Origin of the sequence: Paenibacillus sp. DP01, assembly GCF_044784315.1 — a bacterium.
GTDB lineage: Bacteria > Bacillota > Bacilli > Paenibacillales > Paenibacillaceae > Paenibacillus > Paenibacillus polymyxa.
In genome coordinates this window covers 2080933-2104698 of the sequence record NZ_CP173059.1, presented here as the reverse complement: position 1 = coordinate 2104698, position 23766 = coordinate 2080933, and the positions used below count along the sequence as shown (strand labels likewise).

General features: G+C 44.7%; 23 protein-coding genes, 1 pseudogene and 1 other annotated feature. Of the genes and pseudogenes, 4 read left to right on the top strand and 20 right to left on the bottom strand.

Annotation, left to right across the window (positions count from 1 at the left end; genetic code table 11):
- Positions 1-91: 91 nt before the first annotated feature.
- The 10 genes from ACH59B_RS09515 to ACH59B_RS09470 all read right to left on the bottom strand — a co-directional run bounded on the left by ACH59B_RS09515 (position 92) and on the right by ACH59B_RS09470 (position 10738).
- Entirely contained in the window at positions 92-565 is a 474-nt protein-coding gene (locus ACH59B_RS09515) for a MarR family transcriptional regulator (RefSeq protein WP_016819178.1), read from the bottom strand.
- A 225-nt stretch (positions 566-790) separates the two neighbouring features.
- Positions 791-1216 (bottom strand): VOC family protein, encoded by a 426-nt coding sequence (locus tag ACH59B_RS09510; RefSeq protein ID WP_107734292.1) that lies wholly within the window; start codon positions 1214-1216, stop codon positions 791-793.
- Between the two features lie 92 nt (positions 1217-1308).
- Positions 1309-1962, bottom strand: coding sequence for a hypothetical protein (locus ACH59B_RS09505; protein ID WP_244944266.1), 654 nt, complete (start codon positions 1960-1962; stop codon positions 1309-1311).
- A 30-nt stretch (positions 1963-1992) separates the two neighbouring features.
- Complete coding sequence (locus ACH59B_RS09500; RefSeq protein WP_016819175.1) at positions 1993-2523, bottom strand: GrpB family protein; 531 nt, start codon at positions 2521-2523, stop codon at positions 1993-1995.
- A gap of 87 nt (positions 2524-2610) precedes the next feature.
- On the bottom strand, positions 2611-4719 hold the full coding sequence (locus ACH59B_RS09495) for a class I SAM-dependent methyltransferase (protein WP_126665730.1): 2109 nt from the start codon (positions 4717-4719) through the stop codon (positions 2611-2613).
- 341 nt (positions 4720-5060) lie between these two features.
- Positions 5061-6029 (bottom strand): family 43 glycosylhydrolase, encoded by a 969-nt coding sequence (locus ACH59B_RS09490; protein WP_016819171.1) that lies wholly within the window; start codon positions 6027-6029, stop codon positions 5061-5063.
- Positions 6030-6069: 40 nt separating this feature from the next.
- Positions 6070-7455 carry an arabinan endo-1,5-alpha-L-arabinosidase gene (locus ACH59B_RS09485; protein WP_113050643.1) on the bottom strand — a complete coding sequence of 462 codons (1386 nt, stop codon included), beginning with the start codon at positions 7453-7455 and terminating at the stop codon, positions 6070-6072.
- An 86-nt stretch (positions 7456-7541) separates the two neighbouring features.
- A complete protein-coding gene (locus ACH59B_RS09480; protein ID WP_013370549.1) occupies positions 7542-8384 on the bottom strand; it encodes a carbohydrate ABC transporter permease in 843 nt (280 codons plus the stop codon).
- 27 nt (positions 8385-8411) lie between these two features.
- A complete protein-coding gene (locus ACH59B_RS09475) occupies positions 8412-9302 on the bottom strand; it encodes a carbohydrate ABC transporter permease (protein WP_013370548.1) in 891 nt (296 codons plus the stop codon).
- Positions 9303-9394: 92 nt separating this feature from the next.
- Positions 9395-10738, bottom strand: coding sequence for a sugar ABC transporter substrate-binding protein (locus ACH59B_RS09470; protein WP_025364595.1), 1344 nt, complete (start codon positions 10736-10738; stop codon positions 9395-9397).
- Positions 10739-11248: 510 nt separating this feature from the next.
- Here ACH59B_RS09470 and ACH59B_RS09465 point away from each other — a divergent pair.
- A complete protein-coding gene (locus tag ACH59B_RS09465; protein WP_404303625.1) occupies positions 11249-12178 on the top strand; it encodes an ArsR/SmtB family transcription factor in 930 nt (309 codons plus the stop codon).
- 60 nt (positions 12179-12238) lie between these two features.
- On the opposite strand, the gene ACH59B_RS09460 is transcribed toward ACH59B_RS09465, so the two are convergent.
- The gene (locus ACH59B_RS09460; protein ID WP_113050463.1) at positions 12239-12940 is read right to left on the bottom strand and encodes a DUF1361 domain-containing protein; all 702 of its coding nucleotides are present in this window, start codon (positions 12938-12940) and stop codon (positions 12239-12241) included.
- A gap of 90 nt (positions 12941-13030) precedes the next feature.
- Positions 13031-13639, bottom strand: coding sequence for a DUF1349 domain-containing protein (locus ACH59B_RS09455; RefSeq protein WP_113050462.1), 609 nt, complete (start codon positions 13637-13639; stop codon positions 13031-13033).
- 190 nt (positions 13640-13829) lie between these two features.
- Positions 13830-14068 (top strand) — a binding site (T-box leader).
- A gap of 42 nt (positions 14069-14110) precedes the next feature.
- Here ACH59B_RS09455 and ACH59B_RS09450 point away from each other — a divergent pair.
- On the top strand, positions 14111-15295 hold the full coding sequence (locus tag ACH59B_RS09450; protein ID WP_039277073.1) for an aminotransferase class I/II-fold pyridoxal phosphate-dependent enzyme: 1185 nt from the start codon (positions 14111-14113) through the stop codon (positions 15293-15295).
- A gap of 47 nt (positions 15296-15342) precedes the next feature.
- Here ACH59B_RS09450 and ACH59B_RS09445 read toward each other — a convergent pair whose 3' ends face one another.
- The 4 genes and pseudogenes from ACH59B_RS09445 to ACH59B_RS09430 form a co-directional block, all read right to left on the bottom strand.
- Positions 15343-15816: an NUDIX hydrolase gene (locus ACH59B_RS09445; RefSeq protein ID WP_016819162.1), complete on the bottom strand. Its 474-nt coding sequence runs from the start codon at positions 15814-15816 to the stop codon at positions 15343-15345.
- A gap of 84 nt (positions 15817-15900) precedes the next feature.
- The gene (locus ACH59B_RS09440; protein WP_113050461.1) at positions 15901-16452 is read right to left on the bottom strand and encodes an O-acetyl-ADP-ribose deacetylase; all 552 of its coding nucleotides are present in this window, start codon (positions 16450-16452) and stop codon (positions 15901-15903) included.
- 32 nt (positions 16453-16484) lie between these two features.
- Positions 16485-16877, bottom strand: a complete 393-nt coding sequence (locus ACH59B_RS09435; protein WP_404303624.1) for a hypothetical protein — start codon at positions 16875-16877, stop codon at positions 16485-16487.
- Positions 16878-16899: 22 nt separating this feature from the next.
- Positions 16900-17487, bottom strand: a pseudogene (locus ACH59B_RS09430) (TetR/AcrR family transcriptional regulator).
- Between the two features lie 195 nt (positions 17488-17682).
- Here ACH59B_RS09430 and ACH59B_RS09425 point away from each other — a divergent pair.
- On the top strand, positions 17683-18918 hold the full coding sequence (locus tag ACH59B_RS09425; RefSeq protein ID WP_045244227.1) for an MFS transporter: 1236 nt from the start codon (positions 17683-17685) through the stop codon (positions 18916-18918).
- 85 nt (positions 18919-19003) lie between these two features.
- On the opposite strand, the gene ACH59B_RS09420 is transcribed toward ACH59B_RS09425, so the two are convergent.
- The 4 genes from ACH59B_RS09420 to fabF form a co-directional block, all read right to left on the bottom strand.
- On the bottom strand, positions 19004-19744 hold the full coding sequence (locus ACH59B_RS09420) for a zinc ribbon domain-containing protein (RefSeq protein WP_025364588.1): 741 nt from the start codon (positions 19742-19744) through the stop codon (positions 19004-19006).
- Positions 19745-19851: 107 nt separating this feature from the next.
- Positions 19852-20805: a YafY family protein gene (locus ACH59B_RS09415; protein ID WP_185094016.1), complete on the bottom strand. Its 954-nt coding sequence runs from the start codon at positions 20803-20805 to the stop codon at positions 19852-19854.
- A 21-nt stretch (positions 20806-20826) separates the two neighbouring features.
- Positions 20827-21333, bottom strand: a complete 507-nt coding sequence (locus tag ACH59B_RS09410; RefSeq protein WP_031463263.1) for a GNAT family N-acetyltransferase — start codon at positions 21331-21333, stop codon at positions 20827-20829.
- A 139-nt stretch (positions 21334-21472) separates the two neighbouring features.
- A complete protein-coding gene (gene fabF / locus ACH59B_RS09405) occupies positions 21473-22711 on the bottom strand; it encodes a beta-ketoacyl-ACP synthase II (protein ID WP_031463262.1) in 1239 nt (412 codons plus the stop codon).
- Positions 22712-22876: 165 nt separating this feature from the next.
- On the opposite strand from fabF, the gene ACH59B_RS09400 reads away from it, so the two are divergent.
- The gene (locus ACH59B_RS09400) at positions 22877-23716 is read left to right on the top strand and encodes a helix-turn-helix transcriptional regulator (protein WP_031463261.1); all 840 of its coding nucleotides are present in this window, start codon (positions 22877-22879) and stop codon (positions 23714-23716) included.
- Positions 23717-23766 lie beyond the last annotated feature (50 nt).

The window sequence follows — 23766 nt, the reverse complement described above, 5'->3', positions numbered from 1 at the left end:
TTTCTTCCCTGGAAACAAAATAATAATAAAAAAATGCAGCCCGTTCTCAATAGAGCCCGGCTGCCTGTGGTTTGATTTTCATTATTCAAATTTATTTCGACTTGATATCTATATCCTTTTTCTTTATTTCTGCATCCAAATGCCTGCTATACTTTTCCAAGAAGCTAAGCATACTGTCAAATTGCTCCTCGGTTACCTGCTCAAATACGGCTTTATCCCGCTCTTGAAACTCCTTGTGCAGTTCCTCATGGATTTTATAGACTACTTTCCCTTGCTCAGTAAGCCTAAAATAAATTTCTTTCTTGTTATCCGGCTTCTGGTAGCTTTCGATAAGGCCTTTTTTTATGAGCTTCTTAGTTATTTTACTTATGGCACCGCTAGTCATATAAAGGGACTCCGCAAGTGTTGTCACGTTGGAATCTACATTTTTTTCAATGTATTCCATGCAATGTACTTCAGAAGGCTTATAACCCTTAAGACTGTCTTCCATCTTGTCCTTATTAAGCCAAACCATCTTGTTATATAAGTCCCTGAAACCCATTATGACCTGTTCTTCTTTGTTCATGGACTGTCCTCCCACCCGTTGGTGCATTAACAATTTAATATAATATATTTTGGTTTCCATTTCAACAATATTAAAACAATTATTTTAGGAATTGAGCGATACATGAAAAAAGAGATCCGAACACTCCCCATACCTTTATGTATTATATTTATTTTTCAGACGAGGACATGCACGCAAAAAAACGGCCAGATCGCTAAAGTAGCGAACCGAGCCGTTTTCCATTTCTTAAGACCGAGCCTCTGTGAACATTTGAAAGGTGACACCAAACTTGTCTGTTACATTCCCATAAGCTGGACTAAAATGGGTTTCCTGCAAAGGCATTCCCACCTGCCCTCCTTGCTGTAAAGCATCAAACATTTTTTGAGCTTGCTCCACACTATCGGTTGTAATACAGATACTCACCTGATTCCCGCTGCTAAACGGCGATCCGGGAAAGGTATCCGAAAACATGAGCTCTGTCTCGCCCACTTTAAGGGTGGCATGTCCCACACGTTCCTTGACCTCTGCGGGAATGGGAAAATCGGGGTTTTCCGGCATTTCCCCAAAGGTTTGAATAAAAAGCAGTTGAGCATCCAATGCCTTTTCATAAAATTCGATTGCTTCTTTTGCATCTCCATCCATCGTGATGTAAGGAATCAAACGTTTGGACATCTTCAACACAGCTCCTTTAATTCGAGGTAATTAGCCCAGCCATTTCTCCTGTATTATATACAAAACTTGTCAAGAAAAACAAATCTGTATTCTTAGCTTTCATGCACCTGAATGCCAAGCTGTTTTAGCTCCTTTATCGCTTCCCTAACGTTACGCTGTGGATGAAGCGCAGAGATCATCTGTGCAGTGATCGGAACGCCGTTGAAAATCTGGCTTACCACCCCTAGAGAAATCGACAGCTCATAGTAACTTTCAGCCCAATCCTGATATTCCTCCGGTGTAACTATAATTTTCCCTAGCAAAAAGGATGAGCCATCGTCATATTCCTCAGGAATGTTCACGTTGCCCATACGCCACTCCTTATCTCCCGCTTCCCTCCACATACAAAAGGTAACGTCCTCCTTCTCCAGCGCTTCATCTTCTAAAAGCTCCATCATATCATCAGGTACACCGTCGTACATGCCCGGCCAGATCTCATATTCGTCTCTTGCATGAGGACTTACAGGGGATTCGTGGTCAAAACCTTTTAATAGCACACCTCCACGCGTCCATAGCATATGAATCGTATCTCCAGCGCCGTTGTTCACCTCACCCAGGAACACATCACCAGACCATTTAGACTGCATACGATACGTGCGCAACCAATCTTCTGGAGACAATATAATATCCAGTGCTGACAGCAGCATCATTCTGTCTTTTAAACCATTCGGCGTTACCTGTGCATCAAGCATCCTATTCTTCATCATTCCTCCACCTTGTCCACGCGTACTAAAATTTCATTTGTCTCTACTTTGTCTTTCAAGCTTCGCTTGCTCAACCACCTGCCGAATGAAAGGTCCCTTGGCTTCGGTATACGCTGCACGGTCATGATTGAATTGGTGAGCCAAATCTTTTTTTAAAGTCTCATACGCTCCCAGGCTTTCAGGATGCGCTTTCAAGTAATCTCTGAACAATAGATGGTTTTCCCAATGCTCTCCTTTATACTTGTAAATATGCAAATGATGGGTCCCAGCTCCCCATTCTCCACGGCGAAAGAAAGCTCGCTCTGGAAAATCAGGCTTATGTACATATTCATATTGAATACCTAGCAAACGCTCTCGCTGTTCGGATTGAATCATCGCCAAATCTTCTACTCCAACCATAATGTCGATAATAGCCTTGGCTCCCAAACCAGGAACGGATGTACTACCGATATGCTCTACGCCGACACACACGTCTCCGAGAGCCTCTATCAATTTGGCTCGTTCCTGTATGTACTCTGCTACCCACTGCGGATTATATTCGGATATCACTACCTGCGCGGACATGAAGGCACCTCCATTCGTTTTCCAAAAAAATGCCTTCCCAGTGCGCTTGGCACAACTCAGAAGGCATTCTCTTGTTTAAATTAAAAATCATTTAGTTGCTTCATCCCTGTTATTTGGCTTCTCAATTACGATCAGACAGGTACTGTCTGGCAAAGGAACCGGCTGACCTTGCTCATCCATGAACTCAACACGACTGGACAGCGCTTCGGCATAGCCCTCCTGCAAATAGTGGCGGCTCAACCGGATAATCGCCTGTGGTCCAAGTGTGTTACGAATACACTCTTCATACTGTGACGGAGTAAAATAACCAAACTGCTCCTGTACCTCATGCACATAGGCTTCCGCCCCCCATGTATAGGTATACAAGAATTCCATTGCATCATTTACCGGCAAAACAGCCTCATGCTCACCTATGCGCTCTATTTCAATGGGGCGACCCGCAAAATCCTGCGCATACCGCAGCAGCCATTCCATTCCGTCCGGCTCCAAAAATCGAATGCGTCTGCGCTGCTCTACTGGTTCGGTCATAATACCGTCACGAATGATAATGCGCCCGCCGGGTGCAAGTACACGGTAGGCGCTATGCAAAGCAGCCTCCACTGTTTGTGAATTGAACCTTTTTCCATCTCGTTCAATGTAGGAATACAGCTCATGAAGAATCGAAGAGAAAATAACCGTATCCATGCTCTCCGTTTCCACATACTCTTCTAATTGAAGCGCATCCCCTTTGATGACATCCCAACGACGGTGCTCCAATTGCTTTTTACGTTTAAGGGCCTCAATCACATTCACAGAAATGTCAAGACCCAACGGCTTCGAGTCCGGTCTTTCTTGCTCGATCAGGTCCAGCAGTACGCCCCCGCCAGGTCCGATATCCAGTATACGGGTTCCAGTCACGTAATCTAGAATGACCCTTTTGAAATCGGCGGTCTGGTTCATATCTGTAAGGTATGTTTCCTCATTGTGAAAGCGATCATAGGCATCGCGCCGTAATCCGAACAGATCAAACAGCAGCAGGACTGCTTTGTCATACAGAGGCGTCTTTTCTGCCTCAATACAAAAGTCGATCAATTTTTCTGCAGCTGATGAAAATACAAAATTAAAAAATACGGTACTTGGCAACTCCTCCTTATGCTCTACGACTACACTCAAATGAGGATTATGCTCCCGTTTCCCTTTTGTGATATCCTGCCAGGACAATGCGCTTAAATATTTTTCTATCATTCTTTTTTTGTATACGTTAATTTTCTTAACACCACGATAGTCATAATACATCGTATTCATAAGTGATTCAAAACTGATATGCCGTACCGTTGGAGGCTGTTCCTGCCCTGTGCCATCCCTCAACGTGAGCAAAAATACCTTAACCAATTCTTGAAGTGAAAAATCCTGCAAAGCTGATTCTACATACCAAAGTGTCCGATTCTCCAGCGGAGCCAGCGCCTTCTCTACATTCAGCTCCCGCTCCAGCTCGGCGTAAGCCTGCTCAAACGGCTCACCTTCATGAATCGAAACCGACCGCAATCTCTCCAGTCGCTCCTTTACACTCCAGACTACAGGGGCGTTATCCCAAGCAATCCAGCCGATTAACTGCTCCACTTCACCGCGTACTTGCTCCCATAATGCAGGATCTACACCAGCGATAATGCATTCGTTCAGTGCTCGTAACACAAGCTCCAATTCCTCCGAGCTCAGCCAGCCTTTACGAGTAATTTCAAGCAGCAGTCGATTTTCCGCAAAAGGTATTTCTCCCCGTATATACTGTCCGATCAATCCATGCGTCTCAATCAGAATCCGGGTCATGCTGTTACGCGGGTATGCAGGGGACTCTGCTTGAGCCTGTCTGACATACAGCTGAGAGGAGCCAATATTATGTACAAACAAATTAATGCCCTCATGCTGCCAGCGTAGCCGTTCGCGGACTGTGCCTCCTTTGGCGGTCTCAGACCATACCAATACATCCTCCAGTAGCTCTTTAACCCAGAATGACAATGGAAGCCCGTCCAAAATAAGCAGTGTGCGCTCCACATAATCCAGTACAGGATTAGCATCCTTTAACTCACCTATGGATCGAATGCGCTCCAAATTTACAATACGCTCCTCAGCCGAAACAAGTAGCTTTAGCCAGGTCGGTGTATCCCAGGCCAGATCACTTTCTTTCCTGTAATTAGCAATGGCTTTTAACGATTGTAACATTTTTCTCACCTCGTGTGATTCGATTCGGTATGCACAGGAGACTTTTGAAAATATCTTGTATACCCTACACTTTACCATACATCTGTAGCTTCCATCTCGTGGAAAATATTAAACATTTGTATCAATTATTCGCTTGACATGTTCTGTGTATCGCATCCCATGATTTAAAGTACCCGTAACTTCGCTCCGTCTCCCAAAAGCAAAAAGATACCTTCCAACCCTAAGGTCGAAGGTATCTTATCACCATTGTTATACGCAGCAAAATTATTTTCCTACGTTGTTTATAAAATTATAGTGTCGCTGTGTGAAACGTCAATCATCTAGCATATATTTCGACTGGATTAACCAACAGAAACGCCATCTGGTACCGGGATACCAAAGTCAGGTGTTCCATCCTCATTCCAGTTCAAACGCTGAACACGTGTATGACGATTCGGATCATACAGCGGGTCACCTGTAATTTCCTTGTAATTACGAGCGTGATATACGATAACGTCACTACCATCCTCAGCAACAGTAAAGCTGTTGTGACCAGGCCCGAATTGACCTGTCTCCTCATTCGTGCAGAATACTGGCGCAGGAGACTTTGCCCACGATTTCGGGTCAAGTAAGTTGGCATTCTCGTCTGCCGTTAGCAGGCCCATGCAATAATTGTGATCTGTAGCACTAGCTGAATAGCTGATAAAAATCCTTCCGTTCCGTTTCAGAACGGCTGCTCCTTCATTTACCTTAAAACCGATAACTTCCCAGTCATATTCTGGTGTTGAGATCATGACCTGCTCACCACGCAGCGTCCACGGATTGCTCATTTCTGATATATACAAATTGGAATTACCTACGATGTCCGGGTCTTTCTGAGCCCATACATAATATAGAACGCCATTATGCTGGAAGGTTGTCGCATCGAGAGCAAACGTCTCCCAGCGAGTTTTGATCTGTCCCTTTTCCACCCATTCACCTTCCAGCGGATTAGCTGAAGCATTTTCCAGCACAAACATCCGATGGTCGAACAGACCTTCCTTCGTTTCTGTAGTACGAGCTGCTGCAAAATAAATGTACCATTTGTCGTTAATATAATGAATTTCCGGTGCCCAAATGTTCGCGCTTAACGGACCCGTTTCATATTTATGCCACACTGCCACTGGTTCTGCTGTATTCAAGCCTTGAATAGTACGTGCCCGCCGAACCTCAATGCGGTCATACTCTGGCACAGATCCGGTAAAATAATAATACCCATCACTATGCTTGTAAATCCAAGGGTCTGCACGTTGCTCAATGACCGGATTATTAAAAGATACAGGTTGATTCATGGTTTTTCTCTCCTCTATGTGTAATATGTAGTTCATATGATTAATCGGTGATACGTTTTCCCCAGATGGAAATTCCTTTTTCATTCATACCCGTGAAAATTAGAGTATGACGACCGAGCTCCCAGTCCCATGAAGGAAGCAATAGCAATTCCTCCTTTGACCCTTCGGACGCATTGTTCCAATTCATTGTTAGCGTACGTCTACCATCAAAACTCCAATGACCTTCCAGAGAACCACTGGTTGCCCGCCCTCCAGCTTCTAGACGAAGCGGTTCAGCTTCCACCTGACCGTCTACTTCTTGCCTTATCACGATGCGCTCCCAGTTGCCGGATAATAACCTTTTGGGTATATCCTGCTCCTTTTCGCCCGCATACCGCTCCGGCGATACGACAGGCCAACCATCAGCCGTCCATAATATTTTGCGCACATGCAAGTAAGGCCAGCTCTTATCCGTTTCTCCCCGCGCATGATGAACAATGTAGTAATCGTCTCCGTCCTTCAGCACGGAATTATGACCTGGCGCAACCCAGCCTTCTCCTTCGCTGAAACGATAACCACCCAGCACCTTGTTCCCAATCTCATATTGAGGCAAATAACTGCTATCCGCCATATCATGTCCATTTATATCCACGTACGGACCTGTGATAGAATCCGAGCGGGCTACGCGAACATTGTAGTCCTCGAATAAAGAATCATACGAGACGAACAAGTAGTATTTACGGAACACAGGATTGTACACAATGTACGGTCCTTCCACAGCTCCGTCCTCGGTTGCCCGATCTCTGGCAGCGATATTTTTACCATAGCCTGGCTCTTTGAGCTTTCCAGTCTGCGGATCGAGCGGTGTAATATGAATCCCGCCAAAAAATGATCCGTATACCATCCATAGATTTCCTTCGGCATCCAATACCGGATTAGCATCAATTGCGTTCAGCTTGTCATGCTCATCCGTTTTAATAACCAGCCCCTCATCCTTCCAAGGACCTTCCGGGGAGTTGGATGTCTGCAACCCAATAGCTGATCGTGTGCTGCCAAATGTGGAAGCAGAATAATACATTCGATAGGTATCGCCCATCTTTATAATGTCCGGGGCCCACAGATTCGTTGCTGATGACCATGCCCCCGCTTCCTTTGGAATGCCGGGTAAAGCATATTGAACCCAGCTCCAGTGAATCAGGTCGGTCGATTTGCGCACCATAACACCCGGCCTCAATTCTCCACCTGTCTTTACATCCGTCGAATAGACATAATATCCCTGATCAGTTTTGATAATCGCTGGGTCATGAGCATTGTTAATAGTCCAGCGCTGTTCATCGTCTATCGTACTTTGATCATACAAGTGATCAGGAGGCGGAGCCTGCGGATATACAGGGTCCGGAGTGTTATCCCCACAGCCGGATAGACCCAGCATTAGCAGCATAACCATAACTGTAATTCTCCTCCTTCCTTTACTCAGTACATAGGGTGACTGCGTTACATCATTCATCCGAATTGTCCAAGTGCAAGTTTCAATTAACCCTTGACACCAGAAATGGCAACCGACTCAATAATTTGTTTCTGGAAGATTAGGAATATAATCAACACAGGTAACAAGGCTATTATGGAAGCCGCCATAATAAGTGGATAGTCCGTCTGAATGGCGTAAGTCGCATTAAAATTCGCGATAACCAGCTGCAATGTCTGCGTTTCTGGTGAGTTCAAGTAAATAATCGGTGCCAAGTAATCGTTCCAAATTCCCATAAACCATAAAATTAGCTGTGCCGCAACTGCCGGCTTAATGAGCGGAAACGTAATCGATGAATAAAGTCGGAAATAAGAGCTTCCGTCAATTTTAGCAGCTTCGATAATAGCATCCGGTACACTGAGCAAATACTGCCGCAAGAAAAAGATCATGACTACATTACCGAACAAGCCGGGAACGATCAGAGGCAACAGCGTATCTATCCAGCCAAGTTTGGAGAACATCATAAACTGTGGAATCATAACTGTTGGGTAAGGAATCATCATGGATGCGATGAGTGCCAAAAACAGTTTATTTTTATGAGGGAATCTCAGCTTTGCGAATGCAAAAGCGGCTACACTAGATGTGAAAGTACCCACAACCGTGACACTTACAGCCACAATCACGCTGTTCTTGATCCCGCTTAATAGAGGACCTGCTTCCCAAATTTCCTTGTACTTACCAAACTGAAACACCTCTGGTATCCATACTGGTGGGAGTGCAAAGACATCCTGCTTTTCTTTTACCGAAGTGGACAACATCCAAAGCAACGGTGCGATCATCGCAATCGCTCCAATCGCCAGTACAATAAAGATAATGATATTGGTAACTTTCGTTTTTTGACTATGGGACATAATCAGCCTCACTCCTTTCCGCGAAAATCAATCCCCATCAAAGGATGATTTTTCATTCATTTTAAATTGAATCAAAGTTACGATAAAAATGAAGATGCCGAGAATCATAGCCATCGCGGAGGCATATCCCATTTGCAGGTTTTTGAATGCCTTATCCCAAATATAGAAGACAATTGAGGCGGATGAGTATTCCGGACCCCCTGTAGGTGTCATAATGTTCATTTCAGTAAAGATTTGCGAACCACCAATAATGTTGGTAACGACCAGGAAGAAGGTTACTGGTTTCACCATTGGCCAAGTGATATTGCGGAACATTTGGAATCCGCTAGCTCCGTCCAGCTCTGCTGCTTCATAATAAGAGCGAGATACGCTTTGCAGCGCAGCCAGATATAGCAACATTGTATATCCGAGACCTTTCCATACAGTCATGAGAATCAGGGCCGGTTTGACTGTGTCCTTATCCATCAGCCAGTTAGGTCCCTTAATACCGAACAATTCAAGGAATTGGTTCACCAAACCATAATCTCCGTTGTAGGCCCAGTTCCACATAATAGAAACGGCAGCCAACGAAGAAATGACCGGAATATAATAGATCACACGAAATGTTGTCGTACCTGGAATCTTGCGATTCAGTCCCAGTGCCAGTAGTAAAGCTAGTACAAGACCTATTGGAATACCCAACATTAAGAAAAGAGTATTGTACATCGATTTGTAAAAGAGTTCATCGCTAAATAAATCCTTAAAATTGTCGAACCCAATAAAGTTCATTTGTCCCAATCCGTCCCAGTCTGTAAAAGAGCCGTATAACGAATAGACAAACGGGAACAACGTAAAGATTAGCAGACCGAGAATAGGCGGAAGAATAAATAAGTATCCATATATCTTCTCTTTGCGGTAGAGATTAGATTTGGTTATCACAGGGCTCACCTCTGTTTCTGATTTGGAATGAAGATGATGTTAGCAGCATGATATTCAGCCACTAACATCATCCTTTTCCCTCTATTTACGCATTATTTCTGTGATTTTTTCTCTTGCTCCACCGCTTTATCCAGCAGTTTCTGCATCTTCGGTTGTTCTTGCTTCACATAATCTGCTGCCGTAATTTTGCCATCCAGCACAGGTTGGATATCTGTGAAGAAAATATCGTACCATTCTGCGTTATACGTATAGTTACCTGGTAATGCACGTCCATAGTCTTTTACGATATCAATAAATTCTTGTTTGTTGTTAGGCTTTGTTTTTGTATCTTTGACCCACTCATCAGCCATATCCAGCAGATTCGGAATCTGTACCTTGGCATCTACGAGCTGCTTCATGCCTTCTTTGGAAGTAGTCAGATAGTTAACCAATTCTACAGCTTCATCCGGATATTTTGTTTTAGAGGAAACACCGATACCCAGAGAACCAATCCATGTTGCCGGTTTGCCAGTCGATCCTGTTGGGAAAGGCAACAAATCATATTCGAATGGCAGTTTTTCAAATGTACTCATATCCCAAGGCCCTACTGGGAAGAACGCCATTTCGCCTTTCATCCAGCGTTGATATGTGTCCAATGTTTGTGATTGTTCAATGCCAGGTGTAATTTTATATTTGTTTTGCATATCAGCAAAGAACTGAAGCGCTTCCGCAAATTTCGGATCGTCAATCGTTACTTTGGTTTTGCTCTCATCCAGCCAATCAGCGCCATTACTCCATACAAAGGCTTGCAATGCCCACTGAACGTTAAAGCCTGTTCCGTACTGATCTGGTTTGCCGTCCCCGTTAGTATCTTTGGTCAGCTCTTGGTTAACCTTGATGAACTCCTCCCATGTATACGGTTTGTCTTTGTCAGGCAATGGAACACCTGCTTTTTCAAACATGGTTTTGTTATAACCCAAGGCGAATGGACCCAAGTCCTTCGGCATACCGTAAATATTTCCTTGACCAGCCATTTTACCGTCATAGCGATACAAATCTACACCGTATTTCCAAATGTTATCCAGATTTATATCCTTGCTCTTCTCAATATAAGGTGTCAGATCCTTCAACACCCCACTGTTAACATAAGCTTTCAAATCTCCAGGGGCATAATAGAAGATATCTGGAAGATTGTTACCTGTAATTGCAGCTCTAAGCTTTGTAGCATATTGGTCTGCTGCCGTCACGACCATTTTAACCTTTACACCAGGATGTTCTTCTTCAAATTTCTTGATAACATCCTTATAAGCCTTCTGCTCATCCGTTCCTCCACGGAACATGAAAGTCAATTCCTTGCTTCCATCGCTACTGGAACTTCCTCCACTACAGCCTGCCAGTGCAGCAACCATCAACAACAGAACAACCATTGTTAGTGCAAAACCTTTTTTCTTTGTCAACGCGACCCCTCCTAAAATTAAAATGAAACCGCATACATTAAGTGTTAAAATAACTTCATACCACTCGGCCTAATCTTTAACTGTGCGGTACACAACCCGTTGTTGATTGCCGCTGTGATTATCATCCCTCTCATGTACCATATAATTAACATTTACCTTTATCAATAATGAATTCGTTTACAAATAAAATATAGCACGCCATTCTACGGTTCGTCAATGCATTTTTCAATCTTTTTAAATAATTATAAAACATAGATTGGAGTAACTTAAAAAGCAAAATTAAATCGCATTTAAGTATATTTTCGCAATGAACACTAAATAAAATACTTAAATGCGATTTATATTATAAAAAACACCTTATTTTAGAACGTCATTTCCTCTCTTCTTCTTTTAGTAAAAAATATTTACAGAAAAGCAGTTTACTTCTTTATGATTTTATTTTAACATAAATCAAAGTAAAAATATAAGCGCTTACATTACATTTTTTATAGATAAGGATGGGCTATAGCTATGATTTATATTAAGGACTTAATGTCGGGGTTAGATATTTTCAAAGCACTGGGCTCGGAAATTCGCATTCAAATTCTTGAGTTACTTGCTGTTCAAGGACAAAGTATGAATGATATTGCGAGCAAGCTAAATTTGAGCAACGGCACCATTACGATGCATATTCGCAAACTGGAAGAATGCGGGCTTGTGGAAATCAATACGGTAAGCGGTAAACACGGGACCCGAAAAATGTGCTATTTAAATAAGGAAAAGCTAATGGTAGATCTGCGCAGCAGAGAACAAAAAAATGTGTATGAGGTAGAAATTCGTATCGGTCATTATAGTAACTACCAGGCGGTTTCTACTTGTGGATTAGTGACCAAAGACAGCATTATCGGCGATTTTGATGATCCACGCTATTTTGCAGATCCCGCGCGACTGGACTCTGAAATGATCTGGATGGCAGAAGGCTTTCTGGAATACCGCATTCCTAACTACTTAAAAGCGAATCAATCCTTTACCGAAATTCAATTTTCCGCAGAGCTGGGATCAGAAGCACCGTGTTATTGTGAGGACTATCCGTCTGATATTTGTTTTCATATAAATGGTATTGCCATCGGTCACTGGACGAGCCCAGGCGATTTTGGAGCTGTTCCCGGGGTCCTCAATCCTGATTGGTGGCCCCCACACTTGAATCAATACGGCATGCTGAAGTTAATTCGCATCAACCAGCATGGAAGCTTCATTGACGGGTGCCGTATATCAGAAGTCACCATAGACGATATTGGACTTGATTACAAAAGCGATATTACACTGCGTTTATCCGTATCTGATCAATCGCAAAACAAAGGAGGACTCACTATTTTTGGTAAAAGATTCGGAAATTTCGGCCAAGATTTGCTTGTGCGCGTGCTTTACGATGTACACGAAGAAGATAACTCCAACTCCTAATTCGCCACAGATAAAAGGCCGAAGTCTGTATTCATTGAATACATGTCCTCGGCCTAAATCCTAATCTTCACTTAAAGAGATATAAATAAATAGATAAAAGATGATTGCCATCCCAAACACCAGCCAGCTAAAGGACAGCAAATGAAGCTTCTCCCCTGCATGTACTGCCCATCTCCAAAGATCCGCAAAAAGCACCAGCGGTTGCAGCAACACATCCCAGCTATTCCAGCGGGCAAATCTGCCTATATACACACCTATGCTGGCCAGCCATAACATCACAAAAACTACAGCCCATGCAAGCCAACCTGAACAAATCTTCCTCAACATACGGTGGATCATCAATACACAAAGGGATGTAAGAAAAAGACCAATTCCAGCGGCCGAAAAGGACGTAAATAAGATTAGCCAAAATTGAGTATTCAACCAAAAACGCGTACCAGGATTCACATCGTACAAACGGAATGCATGTAGTAGTTCGGTCACTAAATAAAGAGCATTCGGCAGAAAAAACAACCATACCCATGCGGCGAAAAATAAAAGAATATTTCTTACTTTTGCATTTCGCAATCTGAATAACGCCACCATGAACAATGAAATAAACACCGGAACCCATGCCAGGAATATATCCCAGTACAGAAATTGATATATTCTCGTCCCGCTTATGGACTGTAGATACATAATGAGTCCGAAACAGCCCAACGTAGCTACAAGCATCACCCCCAACATACCGGGCAGCTTGTAACCCTTCCTTCTTAACAGCAAACTTCCATCTACCTCCTGCCTAAGAACGCGTATTTACGTCTCTTCAGTTCTCTCTTATAGCGCTTTCACATTTAGAAAGAGGGCTTTTATTTATTCCACGTTTCGTATATCCTCGAACACATGATCTGTTATCGTCAAAGTATCAAAGGTAACATTACACCCCGCCCCTACCGGAGATTGTGCGACAACCCCAACTTTTAGCTGGCTGGTAACATTCATGCCAAAATATCTGGCCAGTTTCCAATGTTGACCATCCGAGGAATAATGAAAGGCAAAGCAATTTCCAGCTCGTGTTACTCGCAAATATGGATTAGAAGCATCCATCGCCCCCGATATACAATCATCGGATGTATCCCGTGTGACCACACTAAGGATCGAGGGGGTATTCTCAAAGTATTCAAAGCATACCTTAGCCCAATGAGTATCATCCGCCATCACCATCAAGCATCCTGAATCATAGGGCTGCTTCATATCGACACGAACCCTCGTCCAGATTGTAAAATCTCCATGTAGGGTGGTATGCAAAAAAGGAGCGGACGATTTGATAACTGCGCCGGACGGATCTCTAAAAAAATCTGCCTGTGAAGGTGCAGAGACTTGTAAAGCCTTGGATTCATCGAAGCTCCATACAGTTGGTTCGTTGATCCACCTCCATCCTTGAGGCAAAACCTTTTCGTTAAAGCCTTCAAATACATTCATATGGACACCATCCCTCTCTAGCCAATATAGTCTTAACACAGTGAAATTTTGGGGCAGAATTCCCCATGATACCACTATATACGTAATCTTCCAGTCGTCAATGATGATGCTTCTGTCTTCCAGAATTATAAAAAAAGACTTGCTATTCTGAAATGTTGTGCTTATAATTACACCTAAATTGATACGGTAACAAATTTCAATGACGAGAACGAGTAAGCTATACAGCGGATTTGCAGAGAGTTGGGGCAGGTGAAAGCCAACATTCCGAGGGTAGCTGAACGCCATCTCTGAGAAGCGGGCTGAACCTGAAGTAAGCTCTGCCGCCTTTCCAGCGTTAACCGGAACACGTATTGATGGATACGTGAACAGAGTGTCATTTCCTATGGAATGAAACTAGGGTGGTAACACGGGTATAAACTCGTCCCTTTTACAGGGGCGGGTTTTTTTGTTTTTCAATAAGGAGGAATCAACATGACAAATGTATCGACAGCAGTATCTATAACTGATTTTTTGACTCCGGCTGTACGGGAAATGCCGCCTTCAGGTATCCGTCGGTTTTTTGAATATAGTGCAGGCAGAAAAGATATCGTATCACTTGGTGTCGGTGAACCGGATTTTATAACCCCTCAACATGTGAGAAAGGCCTGTATCACAGCACTGGAAAATGGTAAAACCTCATACACACCCAATGCAGGTCTCCCTGAGCTTCGCGAGGAAATTGCCGGATATCTGGAGAGCAGCTTCAGTACATCCTATAACCCGGCAGATGAAATCATGGTCACTGTTGGCAGCAGTGAAGCATTGGATTTGGCGCTACGCGCCCTCATCACAACACACGATGAAATACTCATACCAGCACCCTGTTATATTTCGTATTCGCCCATCACATTTTTGAACGGAGGACATACCGTAACGGTTGAAACGTCTGCCGACCAGCAGTTTAAGCTGACAGCTGAGGCGCTCAAATCCAAGCTGACTCCACGATCCAAAGTGCTTATTCTCTGTTATCCGAACAACCCGACAGGCGGGGTGATGACCTATGAGGATTGGCTACCCATTGCCCGTCTGGTTGAGGAGCATAATCTTATTGTCATATCGGACGAAATTTATGCTGAATTGACCTATGGACAGCAGCATGTAAGTTTCGCTTCTCTGCCAGGAATGAAAGAACGCACCCTGCTCATCAGCGGCTTTTCCAAAGCATTTGCCATGACAGGCTGGAGGGTCGGCTATGTATGCGGTCCGAAAGAATTGATTTCAGCCATGCTGAAAATCCATCAATATACAGCCATGTGCGCTCCTATTATCGGGCAAATTGCCGCGATTGAATCCCTGCGCAACGGGCTAGAGGAGAAAGATCGTATGATGGAGTCCTACAATCAACGTCGAAAATGGTTCGTTGCAGGCCTATGTCAGACAGGACTTCCATGTCATGAACCAAACGGTACCTTCTATGCTTTTCCTTCCATTGCGCATACAGGGTTAAGCTCCGAACAGTTTGCCAAGCGACTGCTGGAAGAACAAGGAGTTATAACGGTCCCGGGTTCCGCATTTGGCCCAGGCGGCGAAGGCTTTATCCGCTGCTCGTATGCGTCATCGCGTGAACAGCTGGAAATGGCTCTGGAACGCATCAGCGTATTCCTGAAACGCCTGTAAACCCGATTTTCCATAACATGGACTGAACATGAGCATGGGGTGAACATTTACTTCAGCAACTTCTGAATAAGCTTTTTCTGGTGTGTTGGCAAACCTTCCGGCCATTCCCCTACGCGGCAATAACAAATGTCGGAGATTTCAGCGCTTGGTCGAAAGGTACCCGGGATCACCCGGCCTGTAAAAATAAGATCCACACGGTTCGGCAACTGGCCAAACTGGGCTTGCGCCAATGAGGTGATCTCTACCTCCAGCCCGGTTTCTTCCCGGACTTCGCGCCGCAGGGCAATTTCCGGCTGCTCTAGCTCCATCCAGCCGCCGGGAATCCCCCACGGCTGCTTCCGGTATACGTGCTTTAATAGCAGCACTTCCCCGGCCTCATTCGTGAAAATGCCCAGCACAGCAATTAAAAATTTGTGTTGTGCCCGGTACACCAAAGCATTTTTCAATCGAGTAAACGGCGTATGCTTATACATGAATACAAGCCAATCCCGCGGAATCTTATTTACCAGCTTAGCCAGCATAACACACCTCCAGTTGAGCACTCTTACATCAACTCATTCGTTGGATTAAGGTAAATGAGGAGCTTAAGTATGTATACTAAAAAATTAATCTTTAGGTGACTGTAGCTTACGGCTATATAACTGAGCATTTTCCGCATCAAAACAAACAAAAATAATCTCTTTCAACCCAGCATGTTCCTGTACAAAACATGTCACTTCCTGTATAGCAATCTCGGCCGCCTTTTCTTTTGGGAATCGGTAGATGCCTGTGCTGATATTGGGAAAAGCAATGCTGCTTGCATTCAATTCTAGAGCCAATTGCAGTGTATGACGGTAGCATGTCGCCAATAGTTCTTCTTCCTGATGGTCGCCACCATTCCAGACTGGGCCAACCGTATGAACAACATATTGGGCATCCAGCTTGCCAGCCGTCGTATAAACCGCGCCTCCTACCGGACATCCCCCTTGTTTGTTTCTGATACGGACACAATCCTCCAATATAGCCGGACCACCAGCTCTTTGAATCGCACCATCTACACCACCGCCACCCAGCAAGCTTGTATTTGCTGCATTGACGATAATATCCGCCTTACAACGGGTAATATCCCCTTGCACCACACGTATGATCACGTTAAATCGTTCAATTTGGGTATCCATTGATCCTCCTTCTCTTCTAAAAACCAGCTTTGTTATATAGTCATCTTATAGTCTCTACAAGCGATTTCTAATATATCGTCATAGGTTTTCAACAGAAAGTGTCTTAGATTTTTCCCCCGTGCACTAGCTATTGTCGCTAATATTGGCGTATCTGTAAGCTCGTCAAAACTGCTACCTTGCGCATACTTCTGCTCAGACATGTCTAGAGCCACATCCAGTTCAATCATATTAAAGTAATAGACTGCTGTAAATATGAGCTCATAGGGTACAAAATCGTCTACTGCTTCCGACGCTAAACTCCCATTAATCTCTCCCTTCAAAACCAGCTCTTTTTTCACATAGTTCATATGAACCTGATCCAAATAGACCGCATCCCGTCCATGCAATTCACCAAGCGGTGTTTGAATAGCTTTTATGTGTGGCATCCGAGTGTTCTCCTGTCCTAAGTTATTTTCCATCCAGCAACATAAGTGCGGTCGTAATCGCATGATCCACAAAAGAACGCGCTGGGCGTGACTTCATCATCACAGTTATCCCGATTAACAAAGAGACTCAAGTATGTGCCAAAGCTCGTGCATCCATAGTCACCTCAAGCTCCCCAGATTGAATACCACGTTCGAGGGTCGCCTGAAAGACAGCAGAAAGATACATCTGATGTTCTCTGGTTAAAATTTCAAACCTCTCATCATGAGGGGCTAACTCTACCATTGTATTGATGCAAAAACATCCCTTGTTAGACTCCTTCTCGTACTCTTCCGCCACCACTCCCCCAAAAAAATTGTAAAATGCTTCTTTTACAGATGAACTATTTTGCAGTTTAGCCCTTACACAAGCTGCATGAGATTGCGTATATTTACGCAGCGCAACTTCGAATAATTGCTTTTTATCCCCAAAGGCAGCATATATGCTGGGGCGTTGTATTCCCATACGGGAGGTCAAATCACTTAAAGACGTGGCCTCGAATCCCTTTTCCCAAAAAACTTGCATCACTGCATCCAACGCTTGATCTTCATCAAATTCTCGTGGTCGAACCATATTTAACCCCTTCTTTTTGTATCGTTCAGTATATTAAGATTGTATGATCTTCAGAAGCGGCTGTCAAATATGTACGGGTTAAACCCTTGACAATTCTTATTGACGAGAGTTATATTGACCTAAAATTATTACATACCGATCGGTATATTATACTGATCGGTATGTAAATCACAGAAAGCGACGTGGTATGTGAAAATGAAGACGTCAGAAGAAAAAGCGATACTGCTCCCCCATCAAACGGTAGCCAGCACTGCCGAAATAGCTCCCATTCCGGTCCTATCCCGGTCTGTGGCGCTCTTGTTTGCCATAGCCTGCGGGCTGGCTGTCGCTAACATTTACTATGCACAGCCATTACTGGATGCGCTGGCGCACGAGTTTGGCATTACACACTCATCGGTCGGTATCGTTATTACCGTCACGCAAATTTGTTATGCGTTAGGACTGCTGCTACTCGTCCCGCTTGGCGATCTCTTGAACAGGCGGCGCTTGATTACAGGACAGATGCTGCTGTCTGTGCTGGCATTAATCCTGGTTAGCTCTGCCCCTACCCGTACAATACTGCTTATGGGCATGGCAATGGTTGGGTTGCTGGCTGTAGTGACTCAAACACTCGTGGCATTCGCCTCGACCTTGGCTCATCCGACTGAACGCGGGCAGGTCGTAGGACTGGTAACCAGCGGAGTCGTTATCGGCATTTTACTCGCACGAACCGTTGCCGGAGTATTAACTGATCTGGCAGGCTGGCGTTCAGTTTACCTTATTTCTGCTATACTTACGCTGTTTATGGCTGTGGCTCTATTGCGAGTACTCCCAAAGAACGAACCCACAAGCGCCACACTCTCCTATGCGCAGCTGATTCGCTCGGTTATCGCACTGTTCGCCCAAGAACGAATTCTGCGTATTCGTGCTGTCCTTGCGCTGCTTATTTTCACAGCGTTCAGCATATTGTGGACTTCGCTTGTATTACCTCTTAGTGCTCCCCCATTGTCTCTTTCACACACTGCAATTGGGGCCTTCGGCCTGGCTGGAGTCGCCGGAGCATTAGCAGCAGCCCAAGCAGGGCGACTTGCTGATCAAGGCTTGGGACAACGAACGACAGGTATCGCACTAGTTGTATTACTGCTGTCCTGGCTACCTATACGCTACACCGAGCATTCTCTATTCGCTTTAACTCTTGGTGTCATTCTTTTGGATTTGGCCGTACAGGCTGTACATGTCACTAACCAGAGCTTGATTTTCAACGTTCGCCCTGAAGCACGGAGCCGACTTACCGCAGGCTACATGATCTTTTATTCCATCGGTAGCGCCACTGGAGCCATTACCTCCACTCACATGTATACCTATGCTGGGTGGAACGGAGTTTGCCTATTGGGGGCGGGTGTCAGTGCTCTGGCTCTCATTTTTTGGGCGATGACTCGACGTTCAACTTGATGGTAAATCCATATGGATTGAACAAACAAAAACCGCCCGGGCCTCAACAACGGCCTAGACGGTTCTCTTCTATCACTGTAAATCATCACTTGATTGCAATATAAATCAAAACAGGTTCATCTGGATTGCCATATACTTCAAAATCACCTGTGTAGGTCCGCTCCCCTTGTCCCGTGGCGGCCCATGCCCAAATTGTCTGCCATACACGGAAGACAGAAGAAGGTTCATGGGTTGCCTGAAAAATAGCGTAGCGTGCAGCCGGAATTACAAGTTCTTCAAGATCGTCAGGAGCTTGGAAATCCTCAGCCGCTTCCTTTCCGATAAAAAATGTATACTCGCCCAAAGCTCCATTTTCATAATCAGTATAGCAACCATAGACGGAAGCAAGTCCATGAGGACCTCTGATCCGGCCTGCCACATCCTCACCTACAAAACGTTCCCACATGTTTGGAATGATCCCGTGGGACGTTTGTTCCTTCTGATTATTTGTACGTGCTTTTAGTCCAATTAAATGGATTTCACCTCGGTACTCCTCCCGAATGGGGCCATCAAATTGAAGCTCTGCATCCTCTGAAGATCGCCACCTCTTCAAGTTTGGTAGATAATTACGCAGCATCGAAATCGCCTCTTCTGCCTGCATCCCCTCTTCTACCATGATCGGCACACACTGCTGGATCATTCCCTCCATCGTCAAGTCAGGCTGTACAAATGCACCTTCCTTGTAACAATACTTGCAATACTCATCTGTATTATGATGTTGTGCATCCGTCCCATATTGACCCTCATGCTCCAGTGGCATCCCGCAACTTTGACAAGCTTTATCCATTCTCGTAAATCCCCTTTCGCCAATTCGTATCTGGTATGCCACCAGTATAACGAAACAAACCTGACAACTATGGGTCAGGTTCGTTTTACTTTAGTCTAATAATTATTCTATAATTCCTGTTCTTCTTCATAATTAGACGCAATACGCAACGCCATCTTATAAATCTTGTCTCGCAAATGGGCTGGTTCTTTGACAATCACATCCGGTCCGAGGCTTAAAATAAACCCGTACACCCACGCATCCTCAGGAAACGGGACTGAAACCGTGTAAATCCCTTCCTCCTGCTCGTTCAATGCTTCCACACCAAACCAATCCTCCGCCAGATGTCTTGAGGTGCGGTTAAATTGTAGCGTAAATGGTTGTACAGCGCTGGATGCCGTCATCCGCCCCTCATTCCACGGCAGCACTTCATTAGAAAGATCCCTGCGAATGAAAGCCGTCTCTGTAACCACAGGCTCATTCATACGGGAAAGCTTGAACAACCGAAATTGCCCCCTGTCGGGACAATACGCATACACAAACCATTGTTGCCCTTTCAGCACAAGCGTATGCGGTTCCACATCCCGTTCTGTTCGGGCCCCTTCCGCATTTCGATAGGTAAAAGCAACCGTACGGGCTTGACTCATTGCCTCTTTTATCTTGATTAATTTAGCTTCCTGGACAGACTGATTTCCCCATCCCGAATGATCGACGATAAACTGTGTGGTACGGACACTAAATTGCTCTTTTTCAGACTCTGGTATAATGCTTTCAAATTTATGAAGTAACCGGGATACGTTGGGACTGCCCAACGACGAGGACAAACTCTGTAAGCCCATCACAATGTCCTTGATATCATGATCCGTCAGCATACTTCGATCCAGGCGATATCCTTCCATCAGGCCGATTCCTCCACCTGCTCCCTGAAAAGTTACTACTGGGATACCAGCCAGACTAATCGCTTCAATATCTCTATAAATCGTCCGAATCGAAACCTCATACAAATCAGCGAGTTCCTTTGCTTGTATTCTATTTCTTTTCAGCAGCAAAATGACGATAGAAAGCAATCGATCAATTTTCATGTTTTTCAAAACCTTTCACCCTTAATAAAAATAAGCCATGAGTTCCTCATCATATCCCTGACCTTGATATTCCAAAGCGTTCTTTTCAATACCATAGGTTTTAAACCCCAATTTCCTATAAAGCTCGACAGCTGCTTGATTGGCAGCCACCACACTCAGATTGATTTGTTTCAATCCTTCCACTTTCTTACCTCGACTGATAACTTCCAATACAAGTTTCTTAGCGATCCCCTGACCTCGGTAAATCGGTAGTACATAAACTCCCCAAATCGTTCCTTTATGCTGTGTCTTTGTTTTGTGTTCTCTTTTAAATCCGGTCATGCCAGCCAGCTGATGATCCTTTGTAAATGCACCAAGTATGTAATGGTCTCTCTTATTTTGTATTTGCTTCACTACATCAGATAGCGAAACTTGTACAGCTTCCTCGTAGGAGGTTCCAAAAGCTTCGGGGTTCATTTTTAAGGCTTCCAGTCTTAAATTCCAATATACTTCAGCGTCTGCTGGCTCTATGTTCCTGATTATGATCATGGTTTCCCGTCCCTCCAAATGTTTTCCTCCATCTTACTCTATCTCTTATTTAAATTGAATCTATCATGCCTAAATTAAAATAACCTCAAATGCTAGATCCAGTCGGATAGAGCACCTGAGGTTCAAAACTCATTACGTATTATGACTCATAGCGTTTCAGCACAATGACCGCATTATGACCCCCAAAGCCGAAAGAATTAGATAACCCAATATTTAGTGGAGCATTGCGTGCTTCGTTAGGTACATAATCCAGATCGCAAGCAGGGTCGGGATTGTCTAGATGCATTGTTGGCGGAATGATACCTTCCCGAAGACTTTGAACAAGCGCAATTGCTTCGACACCGCCCGCCGCTCCTAGCATATGACCTAGCATGGACTTATTCGCGGTAACCGGAATCTGATAGGCATATTCACCAAATAGCTTGTGGATCGCCAAAGTCTCAGCAATATCCCCTACAGCCGTACTCGTTGCATGGGCACTGATCACATCCACTTCTTCAGGGGAGATGCGAGCCGAATGAAGGGCCGCTTTCATTGCTAGGTAAGCTCCGGTTCCTTCGGGATGCGGTGCAACCATATGATAGGCATCCGAACTCGCTCCATAACCGATGACCTCACCATAGATTTCCGCCCCACGCCGGGTAGCGTGCTCCAGCGACTCCAGTACCAGGATACCCGCTCCTTCGCTCATGACAAAGCCGTCACGATCCTGATCGAACGGTCGGCTTGCTGTAGAAGGCTCCTCGTTACGTGTTGACAAGGCAGTTGCATTAGCGAAGCTTGCCAAGGCCAATCGGGACACTGCGGCTTCAGCTCCGCCGGCAAAAATGACATCCGCATCTCCTGTACGAATGGTCCGAAACGCCTCTCCAATTGCAGTGTTCCCAATAGAACAAGCCGTTACAGGTGAAAGCGTAGGACCCATCGCTCCGAACGCGATACTTATTTGTGCAGCAGCCATATTCGAGATCATCATAGGTACCAGCGTTGGGCTAACTCTACCCGGACCACGATGTAACAGCACGTCCACATTATCTACCAACGAATCCAAACCGCCGACTCCTGACCCCACATAGACACCTACACGCTCCAGATCAGTGTGATCCAGCTCCAGACCAGAATCCTTGAGCGCTTGCTCTGCCGCATATAATGCAAACTGGGTAAATCGATCCATTCGTCTGGCATCCTTACGGCCCCACTGCTTTTCTGCATCAAAATCCTGTACCAATCCAGCAATTTGTGCTTTTAAATCGGACACATCAAATGAATCTATTTTACGTATACCTGAATTGCCTTCCAGCAAATTGTTCCACAGCGTGCCTACTTCATTGCCCAATGGCGAAACGACACCCATACCTGTTATCACTACTCTTTGCATAAGCTATTCATTCCTCCTGCTTGATGGCTTACTTATAATCCTCATTTTACCCTCGTCTTATCCTATTACAAGTGTTTGTTTATCCTGGTATAATGAACACTACTATAGTAAGCCGCCTGATTTAATTACTTCAGATACACTCATCGAATGGAGAGAAAATATCTAATGAAAACGGAAGCACGTCTGGAAGCACTATCTATTTTTCTTAAAACAAAAAGGGCCCGCCTACATCCGCATATGGTTGGTCTTCCTCCAGGGTCACGTCGCAGAACACCAGGTTTACGCAGAGAAGAAGTCGCTCAGCTGGCAGGTGTCAGTACAACCTGGTATACCTGGCTGGAGCAGGGACGGGATATTAAGGTATCCGCCTCCGTATTGGATGCTATTGCTGCTGCCTTGCAGCTGAACACGGATGAGCGTAAATATTTGTACGATTTAGCGCTGGAAGCCGGGTCTCATAACCTTCCTACTCCTGCAGAGCAGGCGATCATTTCTCCGTCTTTGCAAAAGATCGTACAAGAGTTGCACTACTGTCCTGCTATAATTTCAGATCGACGCTGCCATATTGTCGGCTGGAACGAAGCTGCTGCTCATGTTTTTATGGATTTTGCTGAACTACCACATGAGCAGCGCAATATGATCGAACTGCTATTTACCAAAAAGGAGTTTAAAAGTCTGGCTGTGAATTGGGAACACTTTGTAAAGGGGTTTCTTGCTATATTCCGCGCTTATTACGGGCAATACGTGACAGACCCCTGGTATGCTCAATTTATACAAAACATGAGTCAGGCCTACCCAGAGTTTAACGAGCTTTGGAATCAGAGTGAGGTAAGCTCCGCTCCAGAAGTGCTCATTGAATTTCGTCATGCTAAGGCTGGCAAAATGTTATTTGACCTGACTTCCCTTCAGGTACAAGGCAGTGTCGATCTCCGTTGCAGCATATACACCCCCAATGCGCAAACTTCTACGGAAAGTAAACTCCAAAAGTTAATGGAAGGCAGCTAAAGGATTTTATCCCTCCTGTTATGAAGATATCTTTTTCCGTCCATACTACA

Coding starts and splice junctions, on each gene's coding strand:
- ACH59B_RS09515 (WP_016819178.1), bottom strand. CDS start 565: ATGAACAAAGAAGAACAGGTCATAATGGGTTTCAGGGACTTATATAAC.
- ACH59B_RS09510 (WP_107734292.1), bottom strand. CDS start 1,216: ATGTCCAAACGTTTGATTCCTTACATCACGATGGATGGAGATGCAAAA.
- ACH59B_RS09505 (WP_244944266.1), bottom strand. CDS start 1,962: ATGATGAAGAATAGGATGCTTGATGCACAGGTAACGCCGAATGGTTTA.
- ACH59B_RS09500 (WP_016819175.1), bottom strand. CDS start 2,523: ATGTCCGCGCAGGTAGTGATATCCGAATATAATCCGCAGTGGGTAGCA.
- ACH59B_RS09495 (WP_126665730.1), bottom strand. CDS start 4,719: ATGTTACAATCGTTAAAAGCCATTGCTAATTACAGGAAAGAAAGTGAT.
- ACH59B_RS09490 (WP_016819171.1), bottom strand. CDS start 6,029: ATGAATCAACCTGTATCTTTTAATAATCCGGTCATTGAGCAACGTGCA.
- ACH59B_RS09485 (WP_113050643.1), bottom strand. CDS start 7,455: ATGGTTATGCTGCTAATGCTGGGTCTATCCGGCTGTGGGGATAACACT.
- ACH59B_RS09480 (WP_013370549.1), bottom strand. CDS start 8,384: ATGTCCCATAGTCAAAAAACGAAAGTTACCAATATCATTATCTTTATT.
- ACH59B_RS09465 (WP_404303625.1), top strand. CDS start 11,249: ATGATTTATATTAAGGACTTAATGTCGGGGTTAGATATTTTCAAAGCA.
- ACH59B_RS09455 (WP_113050462.1), bottom strand. CDS start 13,639: ATGAATGTATTTGAAGGCTTTAACGAAAAGGTTTTGCCTCAAGGATGG.
- ACH59B_RS09450 (WP_039277073.1), top strand. CDS start 14,111: ATGACAAATGTATCGACAGCAGTATCTATAACTGATTTTTTGACTCCG.
- ACH59B_RS09445 (WP_016819162.1), bottom strand. CDS start 15,816: ATGCTGGCTAAGCTGGTAAATAAGATTCCGCGGGATTGGCTTGTATTC.
- ACH59B_RS09440 (WP_113050461.1), bottom strand. CDS start 16,452: ATGGATACCCAAATTGAACGATTTAACGTGATCATACGTGTGGTGCAA.
- ACH59B_RS09435 (WP_404303624.1), bottom strand. CDS start 16,877: ATGCCACACATAAAAGCTATTCAAACACCGCTTGGTGAATTGCATGGA.
- ACH59B_RS09425 (WP_045244227.1), top strand. CDS start 17,683: ATGAAGACGTCAGAAGAAAAAGCGATACTGCTCCCCCATCAAACGGTA.
- ACH59B_RS09420 (WP_025364588.1), bottom strand. CDS start 19,744: ATGGATAAAGCTTGTCAAAGTTGCGGGATGCCACTGGAGCATGAGGGT.
- ACH59B_RS09415 (WP_185094016.1), bottom strand. CDS start 20,805: ATGAAAATTGATCGATTGCTTTCTATCGTCATTTTGCTGCTGAAAAGA.
- ACH59B_RS09410 (WP_031463263.1), bottom strand. CDS start 21,333: ATGATCATAATCAGGAACATAGAGCCAGCAGACGCTGAAGTATATTGG.
- fabF (WP_031463262.1), bottom strand. CDS start 22,711: ATGCAAAGAGTAGTGATAACAGGTATGGGTGTCGTTTCGCCATTGGGC.
- ACH59B_RS09400 (WP_031463261.1), top strand. CDS start 22,877: ATGAAAACGGAAGCACGTCTGGAAGCACTATCTATTTTTCTTAAAACA.